General features: G+C 64.2%; 11 protein-coding genes. 7 read left to right on the top strand and 4 right to left on the bottom strand.

Annotated elements, in window-relative coordinates; all coding sequences use genetic code 11:
* Positions 1 to 127 precede the first annotated feature (127 nt).
* The 3 genes from ABWL39_RS02445 to ABWL39_RS02435 are packed head-to-tail and all read left to right on the top strand — an operon-like array spanning position 128 to position 4,024.
* A complete protein-coding gene (locus ABWL39_RS02445) occupies positions 128 to 1,036 on the top strand; it encodes an AAA family ATPase (protein WP_367786815.1) in 909 nt (302 codons plus the stop codon).
* A gap of 55 nt (positions 1,037 to 1,091) precedes the next feature.
* On the top strand, positions 1,092 to 2,060 hold the full coding sequence (locus ABWL39_RS02440; RefSeq protein ID WP_367786814.1) for a DUF58 domain-containing protein: 969 nt from the start codon (positions 1,092 to 1,094) through the stop codon (positions 2,058 to 2,060).
* A complete protein-coding gene (locus tag ABWL39_RS02435) occupies positions 2,060 to 4,024 on the top strand; it encodes a DUF3488 and DUF4129 domain-containing transglutaminase family protein (protein WP_367786813.1) in 1,965 nt (654 codons plus the stop codon). Before ABWL39_RS02440 ends, ABWL39_RS02435 begins: the two co-directional genes overlap by 1 nt.
* Before the next feature lie 78 nt (positions 4,025 to 4,102).
* On the opposite strand, the gene rpoS is transcribed toward ABWL39_RS02435, so the two are convergent.
* From rpoS to surE, 4 genes are all read right to left on the bottom strand, one after another.
* A complete protein-coding gene (rpoS, locus tag ABWL39_RS02430) occupies positions 4,103 to 5,059 on the bottom strand; it encodes an RNA polymerase sigma factor RpoS (RefSeq protein ID WP_367786812.1) in 957 nt (318 codons plus the stop codon).
* Positions 5,056 to 5,946: a peptidoglycan DD-metalloendopeptidase family protein gene (locus ABWL39_RS02425; protein ID WP_367786811.1), complete on the bottom strand. Its 891-nt coding sequence runs from the start codon at positions 5,944 to 5,946 to the stop codon at positions 5,056 to 5,058. The genes rpoS and ABWL39_RS02425 overlap by 4 nt, the downstream gene beginning before the upstream one ends.
* A gap of 306 nt (positions 5,947 to 6,252) precedes the next feature.
* Positions 6,253 to 6,912, bottom strand: coding sequence for a protein-L-isoaspartate(D-aspartate) O-methyltransferase (locus ABWL39_RS02420; protein ID WP_367786810.1), 660 nt, complete (start codon positions 6,910 to 6,912; stop codon positions 6,253 to 6,255).
* Entirely contained in the window at positions 6,909 to 7,652 is a 744-nt protein-coding gene (gene surE / locus ABWL39_RS02415; RefSeq protein WP_367786809.1) for a 5'/3'-nucleotidase SurE, read from the bottom strand. Before surE ends, ABWL39_RS02420 begins: the two co-directional genes overlap by 4 nt.
* A gap of 172 nt (positions 7,653 to 7,824) precedes the next feature.
* Between surE and flhA the strand changes: the two genes are divergently transcribed.
* The 4 genes from flhA (at position 7,825) to ABWL39_RS02395 (ending at position 13,121) form a co-directional block, all read left to right on the top strand.
* Entirely contained in the window at positions 7,825 to 9,921 is a 2,097-nt protein-coding gene (gene flhA, locus ABWL39_RS02410) for a flagellar biosynthesis protein FlhA (RefSeq protein WP_367786808.1), read from the top strand.
* Between the two features lie 84 nt (positions 9,922 to 10,005).
* The gene (gene flhF, locus ABWL39_RS02405) at positions 10,006 to 11,484 is read left to right on the top strand and encodes a flagellar biosynthesis protein FlhF (RefSeq protein ID WP_367786807.1); all 1,479 of its coding nucleotides are present in this window, start codon (positions 10,006 to 10,008) and stop codon (positions 11,482 to 11,484) included.
* Positions 11,477 to 12,361, top strand: coding sequence for a MinD/ParA family protein (locus tag ABWL39_RS02400; RefSeq protein WP_367786805.1), 885 nt, complete (start codon positions 11,477 to 11,479; stop codon positions 12,359 to 12,361). The genes flhF and ABWL39_RS02400 overlap by 8 nt, the downstream gene beginning before the upstream one ends.
* 10 nt (positions 12,362 to 12,371) lie before the next feature.
* On the top strand, positions 12,372 to 13,121 hold the full coding sequence (locus tag ABWL39_RS02395) for an RNA polymerase sigma factor FliA (RefSeq protein ID WP_367786804.1): 750 nt from the start codon (positions 12,372 to 12,374) through the stop codon (positions 13,119 to 13,121).
* Positions 13,122 to 13,241 lie beyond the last annotated feature (120 nt).

The following is a 13,241-nucleotide window of genomic DNA, read 5'->3' as shown; positions in this document are numbered from 1 at the left end:
GGGCCTCGACGGATTATTATTGGTGAATAAGGCAATACAGCCGCCTTTGGTGGGATAGCGCATTCTACTCCGAACACCGCTCGATTCGGGCAGTCTCACGACGAGCAACAACAATAAACATACAAACATGTCGCCTTTACACACCGCCATCCAGCAAATTGACCTGGTCGTTCTCGGCAAAACCAGGCAGATCAGGCTTGCCATGGCCTGCCTGATCGCCGGCGGCCATCTGCTCATCGAGGATTTGCCCGGCGTCGGCAAGACGACGCTGGCGCACGTGCTGGCAAAAACGCTGGGGCTGCAGTTCCAGCGCATCCAGTTCACATCCGACCTGCTGCCCGCCGACATCATCGGCGTATCGATCTACGAACGCAGCGCCGAGATGTTTCGCTTTCATCCGGGGCCAATCTTTGCACAGCTGATTCTCGCCGATGAAATCAATCGCGCCACGCCCAAGGCGCAGAGCGCGCTACTCGAAGCCATGGAGGAGCGCCAGGTGACGCAGGACGGCACCACCCACACGCTGCCCGATCCCTTCTTCGTGATTGCGACGCAGAACCCGCAACAGCAGATCGGCACCTTCCCGTTGCCCGAGTCGCAGCTGGACCGTTTCCTGATGCGGCTCGCCTTAGGCTACCCCGATCGCACGGCGGAGCGCGCGCTGCTTGCCGGCGACGACCGGCGCCAGATGATCAGCGAGTTGACGCCACGCATGTCGCCTGCGGACCTGCTCCAGCTGCAGCAGGAAAACCGTGCGGTTCGCATCTCGGGTGCGCTGCTCGACTATGTCCAGGCCCTGCTCGCCCATACGCGGCAGAGCCCGCGCTTCGTCAATGGCTTAAGCCCGCGCGCCGGTCTGGCACTGCTCAGCGCCGCGCGCGCCTGGGCCTTGCTCGATGGCCGCCAGGCGGTGCTCCCCGAGGATGTGCAGGCGGTGATGCCGAGTGTCGCCGGCCACCGCCTGATCACGCCGGCCGGCCAGATGAGCAGCGAGGACGATGTCGCAGCCCTGCTGCGCGAGGTGGCCATTCCTTGACGGCCTGCACAACCGCACCTCATTTCCCAGCGACAGCGAGCGAGCGGCACTGGACATGAACCCATGGTTGAGTGCGCCACGCAGCCAGTTCGAACGCTGGCTGTTCCGCCCTATCGGGCCACGCGCGGGCCCGATCGTGCTCGGCCATCGGCAGATTTTCATCGTCCCGTCGCGGCTGGGGCTGGGCTTCGCCGTCTTGCTGCTGGTCCTGCTCGTGGGCTCGCTCAATTACGAGTTGAGCCTGGGCTACGTGCTGACCTTCTGGCTCGTCGGTATCGGCCATGCGTCGATGTACCACTGCTACCGCAACCAGTCCCGCCTGAGCCTGCGCCATGGCAAATGCCAGCCGGTCTTTGCCGGCCAGCGCGCGCGCTTCGAAATCGTGCTCGACAACCTCAACCGTCACGCGCGCCGCAATGTGCAACTAACCCTGCCCGGCGAGGCGTCCGTCGCGGTCGACGTGCCGGCGCAAGGCAGCGCCGAGGCCTATATGGAGCGGCCTGCCACCTCCCGCGGCTACCTGTTGCCGGGCCGCATGACCATTTCCAACCGCTATCCGCTCGGGCTGTTCTACGCGTGGTCCTACGCCGACTTTGATGCCCGCTGCCTGGTCTACCCCGAGCCCGAGGCAAACGTCGGCCTGCCGGCGGCCTCGGGCCACGGCAGGCAAGGCCGGCATCGGGGAGCGGGCCAGGATGACTTTGCCGGCCTGCGCCCGCATCGCCCAGGGGACTCGCTGCGCCACATCGCCTGGAAATCGGCCGCCCGCGGCGACACGTTGCTGACCAAGCAATTCATCGGCAGCGAGGTGGGCTCGCTGTGGCTCCGCTGGGACGACATGCCCCCCGACTTCGGCGTCGAACAGCGGCTCTCGCGCCTGACCGCCTGGGTGCTGCAGGCGGAGCGGGCCGGGCTCGACTACGGCTTGCGCCTGCCGGGCAGCGAGCTGGCCCCAGCGCATGGCCCGCAGCATGAACAGTTATGCCTGCAGGTGCTCGCCCTGTTCGGCAAGAAATCCGCCTGATGTTCTGGCGCAAAAAGCAGCCTGCTACGTCCGAGGCCCGCCTGGGGCGCATCGACACCTTCTGGCTGATTGCGGCCACGGCCCTGTGCGGCGCGCCGCTGGCACTGCATCTCGACCTCTGGATGAGCCTGGCTCTGGCCACCCTGCTGCTGTGGCGTACCCAGATCGCATTGAGCGGCGGTACACTGCCATCGAAGTGGCTGCTGGCACCGCTTACCCTGCTCGCCGCTGCTGCCGTGCTGGCGACGCAGGGCACGCTGCTCGGCCGCTTCGCTGGCGTGGGGCTGTTCAGCCTGCTGGTCGGCCTCAAGCTGCTGGAAACGGAACACCAGCGCTCGGCGGTGCTCGTTATCCTGCTCGACTATTTTCTGATCATCACCCAGCTCCTCTTCGGCCAGGGGCCGTGGGCGGCATTATCGATGGCATTGCAGCTGCTTGCCGTCACGGCCACGCTGCTCGGGCTGTTCGGCTCGCCGTCAGGCGCGCGGCAGCGCCTCAAGGCTACCGGGCTGATGTTGCTGCAGGCCTTGCCGGTGATGGCCCTGCTGTTCGTGCTGTTCCCCCGTATCCAGGGGCCGCTGTGGCGCCTGCCGGAAGAGCGCGGCGGCGCACGCACGGGCCTTTCCGACGACATGTCGCCGGGCACCATCGCCGAGTTGTCGCAATCGGCCGAGACGGCGTTCCGCGTCAGGTTTGCCGGCAAGCGCCCGGCACAGAACCAGCTTTACTGGCGCGGGCCGGTGCTATGGCACTTCGACGGCCAGACCTGGCGTGCCGACCCGCTGGCGACGGCTGGCAGCCCCGTACCGGCTTGGGTCAAGGGCGATTCGGTCGATTACACGGTGACGCTCGAACCGCATCGGCGCAACTGGCTGTTTGCGCTCGATGTGCCGGTGCGCATCCCGCCCGATGCGCGCCTGTCTTCCGACTACCAGCTATTGTCCAACAATCCGGTCAACGAGCTAAAACGCTACGATGTCAGCTCGATGACGCACTACCTGCTGCCGACGCACCCCGGTGCGCTGCAGGCGGCACTGGCGTTGCCCTCCGGCTACAACCCGCGCAGCGTGGCGCTGGCAAGGGATATCCGCACACGTGCCGCCACACCCCAGGCCGCGGTCGAGGCCGTGCTGAAAATGTTCAATCAGCAGCAGTTCTACTACACGCTGGAGCCGCCCAGGCTCGGGCGCAACAGTGTGGACGACTTCCTGTTCGCCACGCGGCGCGGCTTCTGTGAGCATTACGCCAGCGCCATGGTATTCCTCGCACGCGCCATGGGTATTCCAGCGCGGGTCGTCACCGGCTACCAGGGAGGGGAATTCAACCCGCTCGGCAACTACCTGATCGTCCGCCAGAGCGATGCCCATGCCTGGACCGAGGTCTGGTTCGATGGCGCAGGCTGGGTGCGCGTCGACCCCACGGCCGCGGTGGCGCGTGAGCGTGTCGAAAGGAACCTGGCGGCAGCCCTGCCCGAAGCCGAGGCACTGCCGTTCTCATTGCGCACTCAGCCCGAGTTTTTGCGCCGCCTGCGTTTCGGTGTCGATAACCTCCTCAACCACTGGAATCAGTGGGTAATCGGCTACGACACGCAGCGCCAGCGCAACTTCCTGCGCTCGATCGGCATCGAGGATTTCGTTTCGAGCCAGATGCTCGCAGCCTTGCTCGTCGGCGGCTTGCTTGCGTCGGCGCCGGTCCTCGTCTGGCTGTGGTGGCGCGGACGGCCGCTCAGGGCCGACCCAGTGCAGGCCGCATGGCTCACATTCTGCGCCCGGCTCGCGCGGCACGGCGCCAGCCGCCATCCTCACGAGGGGCCGCGCGATTTTGCGCGCCGTGCTGCGGCGCTGCTGCCACAACATGCCACCGAGATCACCGCCATCGCAGACCTGTACATGCAATTACGCTACGGCGGAAATGATGCCGACGCCAAGCCCTTGCGCGCGCTCGTGCGGCGCTTCAGGCCGTGACCGCACGCTGACCGGCAGGCCGAAAACAAAACAGCCCGGGATCGACCGGGCTGTTCAAATCGGGATAGCGTGCCGTAATTACAGCAGGTATTCCTTGGTCACGCCGCGGCGTCTGAGCAGCCGTCTTAGTCCTTCCAGCGCCTCGATCTGGATCTGACGCACGCGCTCGCGTGTCAGGCCCAGGCTTTCGGCCAGGTCCTCGAGCGTACAGACGTCGTAGCCATTGAGCCCGTAGCGACGCTCGATGACCATGCGCTGCTTGTCGTTGAGCTGACCCAGCCATTCCTGCACATAGCGCTCCACTTCCGCGTTGTGGAACACCTGTTCCGGCCCTTCGCGCTGCTCGTCCGGGATCGATTCGCCGATCGACAGCATCGGGTCGATATCGAGCGGCGCATCGAGCGACGCCATGCGTTCGTTCAGGTTGAGCACCCGGCGCACGTCGTCGACCGCCTTGCCCAGCAGGTGGGCGATGTCTTCGACCGTCGGCTCGCGCCCCATCTGCGACTCGAGGTGGCGCTGCGCACGCAGATAGACATTGAGCTCCTTGATCACATGCACCGGCAAACGGATGGTCCGCGACTGATTCATGATCGCGCGCTCGATGCTCTGGCGTATCCACCAGGTGGCGTAGGTCGAGAAACGGAAACCGCGTTCAGGGTCGAACTTCTCCAGCGCGTGCATCAAGCCGATATTGCCCTCCTCGATCAGGTCGAGAAGCGCCATGCCGCGATTGATGTAGTGCTTGGCGATGTTCACCACCAGCCGCAGGTTGTGCTCGATCATCTTCTGCCGCGCCTCGAAATCTCCGGCGACGACGCGGCGCGCCAGCATGCGTTCCTGCTCTTGCGTGAGCAGTGCATTGTGGCCGATGTCGTTGAGGTAAATCTGGGTTACGTCACTGAGTACTTCAACCGGGGCGGCTTCTTGTTCTTCCTGAGCTTCCTCCGACTCATTCTCCTCCTCGAGTTCTGCCTCGAGTAACTCCTCGTCCTCGACGATGTCTTCCTCTTCGATGGTCATTTTTGTACTCATGATTTTTCAGCCGGTAAATACTTTAACGGGTCCACCGGTTTACCGAACCGGCGAATCTCGAAATGCAGTTTCACCTGGTCGGTGTCACTGTCCCCCATCTCCGCGATCTTGTCTCCCTTGTTGACAACCTCCCCTTCCTTGACCAGCAATTGTTGATTATGGGCATACGCGGTCAGGTATGTTTTATTGTGTTTTACGATCAGTAACCTGCCGTACCCGCGCAACCCCGTGCCACTGTAAACCACCTTGCCTGCGGCCGCTGCGAGCACCGGCTGCCCGCGCTTGCCACCTATATCGATACCCTTGCCACTCGCGGCAAACCCGCCGATCAGCTTGCCGACGACGGGCCATTGCCAGCTGTCGACGTCATCGTTCGACTCGACGCCCGCAGCAGCTTTGGTGCTGTCCTGCTTGGCGTCAGCCTTGGCATCCGGCTTCTGCTCGCCCTTGTCGGCGGGTGCTGCACCTGCCTTGGCGCCAGCAACGCGAGCATCGCCAGTTGCTTTGACATCCGTTTTATCGGTCGGTTTTGCCGCGGCTTTAGCCAATACCGCCACGGGCGGCGCCTTGACCTTGGCCGACTCGATCGCCAATTGTTCGACGGCGGCGAGTGCCTTGTCCGAATAAGATTGCTTGATCAGTTTGGGCCCGTCTTTCAGGGCCAGAGGTGCCACAGCCTTGGCTGCCGGCTCTGCCGGCTTGGCGGTCGTCTCCGACGAGGCCAACGGTGTCACCACGACACCGGATTCGCCCTCGGGCTGGGTCAGCCGCAACACCTGGTCGACCAGAATACGGTTCGGGTCTTCCAGCTTGTTCCACTGTGCCAGCTCGCGATAGTCGAAACCATATTCGAGCGCAATGCTGTAAAGCGTATCGCCCTTCTTCACCGTGTAGCTTGGCGGCCGTGTGTCGGGATCGTTGTCCGGCGCGGGCGCTTGGGCCTTACGAGGGGGCTGGGGTTTTGTTTGCTGAGATTGGGTACGATCAACGACGGGTGCACGCGTCTGTGGGGTGGAGCCGCATGCACTCAGCAGGATCGAGACGATCGCGATAACTGCCCAACTATCTCGGCCGCATGGCCGGAGTGCGCCTCCTTTACGAGTGGGCCGAACCTCGGTCCGGCGAGAATTGTTCTCGTTAAACAGCAATTTGGTAGCGTTCGGGAATACGATAGGGCAACAAAATGGTGCGCGTCAAGCCAGGCCGGCCAACAGCGGCACAAATTTAACGGCTTCTAATTTTGTCTCGGTGAATCCCTGGTCTGTTCGCTCGATCAGGTAGAGATGCTGCTCATGGGTTCCGAGCGGCAAAACCATACGTCCTCCGATCTTCAGTTGGCTCAACAGCGCCGTTGGCACGTGGCTTGCGGCGGCGGTGATGAGGATGGCGTCGAACGGCGCCGCCTCGGGGATGCCCTGGTGCCCGTCCCCATGCTTGAGACGCACATTGAGAATGCGCAGTTCCCGCAAATGCTGGCGCGCCTTGTCGAGCAACGAGGCAAGCCGTTCGATCGAGTATACCTCGCGCGCCACCTTGGACAGGATCGACGTCTGGTAGGCGCAGCCGGTGCCGACCTCGAGCACGCGTTCGAGCGGGCTGCCGTTGCGCACCAGCTCGGTCATGCGGGCCACGATATAGGGCTGCGAAATCGTCTGGCCGAAACCGAGCGGCAGCGACACGTTCTCGTAGGCGCGGTGTGCGAGCGCTTCATCGACGAAGATGTGGCGCGGGATATCGGCCATCACGCCAAGCACGACCTCATCACGCACGCCGTCCGCACGCAGGCGGTCGACCATGCGGCTGCGCGTGCGCTGCGAGGTCATGCCGATACCGCGATGATCGCTGCTCTTCATGACGCCAGCCAGGATTGGACAAGGTCAGACTGCCCATAGGCCGTCAGGTCGATCTGAAGCGGGGTCACCGAGACGCGATTATTGGCCACTGCGTGGAAATCGGTACCGGGCCCTGCATCGGCGGCCCCACCGGCGGCACCGATCCAGTACATCGTCTCGCCCCGTGGATTGGTGGTCTTGATCATGCCCTCGGCCTTGTGCCGACGGCCAAGGCGGGTGATCTCGACGCCCTTGAGGTCTTCATAGGCGATATCCGGCACGTTGACGTTGAGCAGCACCGGCTTGTCAAAAGGCTTGCGCGCCAGGCGCTGCACGAGTTCGACCGTCACCCTTGCCGCGGTCTCGAAATAGCGTGCCGATTTGCTCGTAAGCGACACGGCAATCGCCGGCACACCAAGCTGGAAGCCCTCGGTTGCCGCCGCGACGGTACCGGAATAGATGGTGTCGTCGCCCATGTTGGCGCCGTAGTTGATGCCGGAGACGACGAGGTCCGGCTGGTCCGGCATCATGCCGGTCACCGCGAGGTGCACGCAGTCGGTCGGTGTGCCGTTGACGAAGTAAAAGCCATTTGCCGCGCGCCGCAGCATCAGCGGCCGATCGAGCGTGAGCGAATTGCTGGCGCCGCTGCGGTCGCGCTCGGGTGCCACCACGGTGACCTCGGCGACCTGCGACAGCGCGCCGGCAAGGCAAGCCAGCCCCGGTGCAAAGTAGCCGTCGTCGTTGCTGACGAGAATATTCAAATCAATCCCCCTTGTGCCGCATGAGCTTGTTGGAAGCTGTTGTGGCGCTCATCGACATTCATCGAGGCGATTTTAACCGCGCCTCAGACAAACAGAAAGCGATTGCGCTACGGCCGCCCCGTGGCGAGCATCGGCACGTTATACTTAGCGGAATTTTTTACCTAGAAATCAGATGGAAGCGCCTCAATCCACGCTCCCTTTCCTTGGTGGAGTCAACCTCAATCGCCTGGCAGGGCCGATCCTGATCCTGCTCATCCTGGCGATGCTGATCCTGCCGTTGCCGACGTTTCTGCTCGACCTGCTGTTCACCTTCAATATCGCGCTGTCGATCATCGTCCTGATGGTCAGCCTGTATACAACCCAGCCGCTGCAGTTCTCGGCCTTCCCGACCGTGCTGCTGGTGACGACGCTGCTGCGGCTGTCGCTCAACGTCGCCTCGACGCGTGTCATCCTGGCCAATGGTCATACCGGCGAGAATGCCGCGGGCAAGGTGATCGATGCGTTCGGCCACTTCCTGATCGCCGGCAACTTCACGATCGGCATCATCGTGTTCGTGATCCTCACCATCATCAACTTTGTGGTGATCACCAAGGGTGCGGGCCGTATCGCGGAAGTCAGCGCCCGCTTCACCCTGGATGCGATGCCTGGCAAGCAGATGGCGATCGACGCCGACCTCAACGCCGGCCTGATCGGCGAGGAAGATGCACGCCGCCGCCGCTCGAACATCACCCAGGAAGCCGAGTTCTTCGGCTCGATGGACGGTGCCAGCAAATTCGTGCGCGGCGACGCCGTGGCGGGCATCCTGATCATGACCATCAACGTCGTCGGCGGCCTGCTCGTCGGCATGTTGCAGCACGACCTGGCGTTTGCTTCGGCGGCCAGCAAGTACACGCTGCTGACCATCGGCGACGGTCTGGTGGCGCAGATCCCGGCACTGATCATCTCCACCGCCGCCGGCGTGGTGGTGAGCCGCGTCGGCACGGGTGAAGACCTGTCGCAGCAACTGATCGGGCAACTGTTCCAGCGCGTGCAGGTGCTCTATATCACCGCCTCGGTGCTCGGCCTGCTCGGCGTCATTCCGGGCATGCCCCACATCCCGTTCATTCTGATGGCGGGCAGCATGGCCGGCCTGGCCTATATGCTGGAACAGCGCGAGAAACGGGCACTCGAAGCACCGCCCGAGGCCGCGCCACCGCCCGCCCCGGCACAACCCGAATTACAGGAAGTGGGCTGGGCGGACGTCGCGCCGGTCGACCTGATCGGGCTCGAAGTCGGCTACCGGCTGATCCCGCTAGTCGACCGCAACCAGGATGGCGAGCTGCTGCGGCGGATTCGCGGCATACGCAAGAAGATCGCGCAGGAGATGGGCTTTCTCGTGCCGCCCGTGCACATCCGCGACAATCTCGAACTCAAGCCGAATACCTACCGCATCACGCTGAAGGGCGTCGACGTGGGCACCGGCGATGCCTATGCCGGCATGTATCTGGCGATCAACCCGGGCCGTGTGATGGGCGAAATTGCCGGCACCCCGACCAAAGACCCGGCCTTCGGCCTGCCCGCGGTATGGATCGACGGCGCCACCCGCGAACAGGCGCAGGCGCTGGGTTATACGGTTGTCGACGCCAGCACCGTAGTTGCCACCCACCTGTCGAACATCCTCAATCAGCACGCCTCCGAGCTGCTGGGGCGCGAGGAAGTGCAGGCGCTGCTCGATCATATCGGCAAGGAGTCGCCAAAGCTGGTCGAAGAGCTGGTCCCCAAGATCATCCCGCTCGGCACGTTGCAGAAGGTGCTGCAGAGCATGCTCGACGACGGCATGCACATCCGCGACATGCGCACCATCCTCGAAACACTGGGCGACAACTACAGCCGCACCCAGGATGTCGACGAGCTGACCAGCCTCGTCAGGGTCGCGCTCGGCCGTGCTATCATCCACCAGCTTTTTGGCGACGCGCAGGAACTCGAGCTGATCGCGCTCGACCCGCAACTGGAAAACATCCTGCTCTCGGCCGTCCAGGCCAAGGGCGGCGCTGGCGGCGGGCTTGAACCCGGCCTCGCCGAGGCCCTGCTGCAACAGGCAGCGCAGGTGGCTGATCAGCGCGAACAACAGGGACAGGTGTCGGTACTGATGGTGCCGCCGCCGCTGAGGCCGCTCCTGTCGCGCTTCTTGAAGCGCAGCGTGCCGCAACTCAAGGTTGTCTCACATAGCGAGATACCCGATACTAAGAATATAAGAGTCGTGGCGGTGATTGGCGGGAGGAGCCAGTAACCGTGACAGACGGCCCGGCACCCGCCTGGGTGCAGCCTGGAATCACCTGCCGGCGCCACGACCCCACGCCCACCAAGGCTGATAATGATCGTCAAGAAATTCTACGGCACCAGTACCCGAGATGCGCTGCGCCAGGTGCGCGATGCATTGGGGCCTGACGCCCTGATCCTGTCCAACCGCCAGATCGCTGGCGGGGGCGTCGAGATCATGGCGGTATCCGATGCCGATGTCGCCACGCTGACCTCTGCCCCCAATCCGGCTGCCCGCAACCGCCCGGTCGTGCAAACCCCGGCGGCGGCCCCGCGTGGCCGCCAGGTGGAGAACACCTACGCCCTGCCGGAAGACGACCCGAACGACACCGACGCGTTTGTTGCGGCCATTTCCAGCCAGCGCCCCGCCCCGCGCATCGAGCCGACGCGCGAGCCGGCACGGGTCGTCGAGGCCAAGCCATTCAACCCGCCGCGCCTGACGCCGGAGACGCCGCCGGCCCAGGCGCCCGAGGCGGCGCCAGCCAAGCCGGCAGCACGCTATGTCGTCGACAACGAGCCGCCAGCCCGCCCATCTGCAACGGCCGCGAGCGCCGATGTGGGGCCGGAGCAGATGAAGGCGATCGTCGACGAGCTCAAGCTGCTGCGCAGCATGATGGAAGGCCAGCTCGCCGGATTCGCCTGGAGCGACATGCAGAAGCATGCGCCGGACAAGCTCGAGATCTTCCGCCGCCTGCTCTCCTTCGGTTTCAGCCCGGCCCTGTGCCGCCAGCTGCTGGAACATCTACCCGCCGATTACGACGCCGACACTGGCATGAAATGGGTGCGCGCCGCGCTGCAGCGCAACCTGCCCGTGATCTCGGCCGGCGAAGACCTGATCGAACGCGGCGGCGTTTACGCGCTGGTGGGGCCGACGGGTGTGGGCAAAACCACCACAGTCGCCAAGCTCGCCGCACGTTGTACACTCAAGCACGGTGCCAGTAAGGTGGCGCTGATCACCACCGACAGCTACCGGATCGGCGCGCACGACCAGTTGCGCATCTACGGCAAGATACTCGGCGTGCCCGTGTATTCGGTGAAGGATGAAGCCGACCTGCAATTGACGCTGTCCGACCTCGGCAACCGCTTCATGGTGCTGATCGATACCGTGGGCATGAGCCAGCGCGACAAGCGCCTGACCGAGCAGATCGCCATGCTGGCGGGGCAAGGCAGCCAAGTGCGCCGCATCCTGCTGCTGTCGGCCAACGCCCAAGGCACCACGCTCGATGACGTGGTGCGTTGCTACTCGGCGGATGGCCTGTCCGGCTGCATCCTGACCAAGCTCGACGAAGCCATGGCGCTGGGCGATAGTCTCGACGTGATCATCCGTCACAAGCTCATGCTGCATTTCGTCACCAACGGCCAACGCGTGCCCGAGGATCTTCACCTCGCCAACCCGCTCTACCTGCTCGACCGTGCCCTGCGCATCACGCAGGATCCCTCGGCCTATGTGCTGAGGCCGGACGAATTCCCGGTATTTGCCGCCGCGCGCGCCGGCGGCAAGCCGGATGCGCTCGCAGGGGGCCTGAATGGCTGAGTGGCACAGCGATCAGGCTGCAGGACTACGCAGGCTGGTATCCAAGGCTGCGCCACGCTCGATCTGCTTCAACGGCGGCCGGGGCGGCACCGGCGCGAGCAGCACGATCCTCAACCTGGCCGTGGCGATGTCGCTGTCCGGCAAACGCGTGCTGATCCTCGACGAACACCGGCGTAGCGGCAACATCGCCAGCCGGCTGGGCCTGGCGGCCCCGATGGACCTCGAGCAGGTGCTGCTTGACCGGCTACCGCTGGAAAGCCTGCTCTACACCGGCCCCAGCGGCATCGAACTGATGCAGGTATCGGCCAGCACGGCGCAGCTCGCCAGGCTGTCCGCCTTCGAAGAAGACCGGCTCGCCTTCGAGTTCAGCCAGCTGACCTCGTCCACCGACGTAATTCTCATCGACGCGCTGGCGGCGGAAGGCAACCGCGTGCCGAGCTTCAACCTGGCCAGCGCGGTCAGCGTGATCGTCGTCAGCAATCGCGCCGAATCGCTGACCGATGCCTACGCAATGATGAAGCTGCTCAACCGCGAATACGGGCAGCGCCAGTTCCGCGTACTGGTCAACCGGGTCGACAGCCTTGCCGAAGCAAAAGCCGTGTTCGAGCGGCTGACAGAAGTCTCCCAGCGCTTCATCGACGTCGAGCCCAAGCTGATCGGCTACGTGCCCGAGGACGACAAGCTCGCGCAGGCCAGCCGCCTCGGCCAGCCGGTCGTCACCGCCTTTCCCGCTGCCGACGCGAGCCAGGCGTTCGAGCAACTCGCGCGCAGCATCGAGAAATGGCCCCCACCCGACGACGAGCGCTATGCCACCGTCGGCTTCCTGCACCGGCTCATCCAGAGCAGCCGTGCGCTGGCGGAAGGTCTGAATCATTAGGTACGCCACCATGTACAAACCAGACCTGGGTGTGACACCGGAAGACCGCATCCGCCAGTTTGGCCCACTGGTCAAGCGCATCGCCTATCACTTCATGACGCGCGTGCCGGCCAGCGTCGAGGTCGACGACCTGATCCAGGTCGGGCTCATCGGCCTGATGGAAGCCGCGCATAATTTCGACCCGACGCAGGGTGCGCAGTTCGAGACCTATGCCTCACAGCGCATCCGCGGCGCCATGCTGGACGAGCTGCGCGATGCCGACTGGATGCCGCGCAGCACGCGCAAGAACCTGCGCACCATCGAGGCGACGATCCAGCGGCTCGAACAGACGCTGGGCCGCCCGCCCAGCGAGCAGGAGATCGCCAACAGCCTGCAGCTGCCACTCGCGGATTATCAGCAGATGCTTGGCGACACCCGCGGTTATCAGCTCATCTATTACGAGGATTACGACGAAGACGGCGAGCATGATCAGCTCGATCACTTTGCCGCCGATCACCACAGCAACCCGCTCGATAGCCTCGATGACATGGACTTCCGCAAGCATCTCGCCGCCGGTGTCGCGGCGCTGCCGGACCGCGAGAAGATGGTCATGGCGCTCTATTACGAGCAGGAGCTGAACCTCAAGGAAATCGGTGAAGTGCTCGGCGTGACCGAGTCACGCGTCTGCCAGCTGCACAGCCAGGCCGTCGCGCGCCTGCGCGGCAACCTCAGCGACTGGTTGCCCGCCAACCCGGGCCGCAAGCGGCGTAAGGCAGCCTGAGCTACACGGCGCGCTCGTCGCGGAGTGATGCCAGCCTGCTAGAATGACCGATAGGCGTGGTGCCCGAGCCCGCCCAAGAATAATACGAACGTCGCCATAGCGCGGCGCGAACCAACAACA

The sequence above is a fragment of the Chitinivorax sp. PXF-14 genome, assembly GCF_040812015.1.
Lineage (GTDB): Bacteria > Pseudomonadota > Gammaproteobacteria > Burkholderiales > SCOH01 > JBFNXJ01.
The sequence above is the reverse complement of the archived record's forward strand: the minus strand, read 5'-3'. Positions and strand labels throughout refer to the sequence as shown.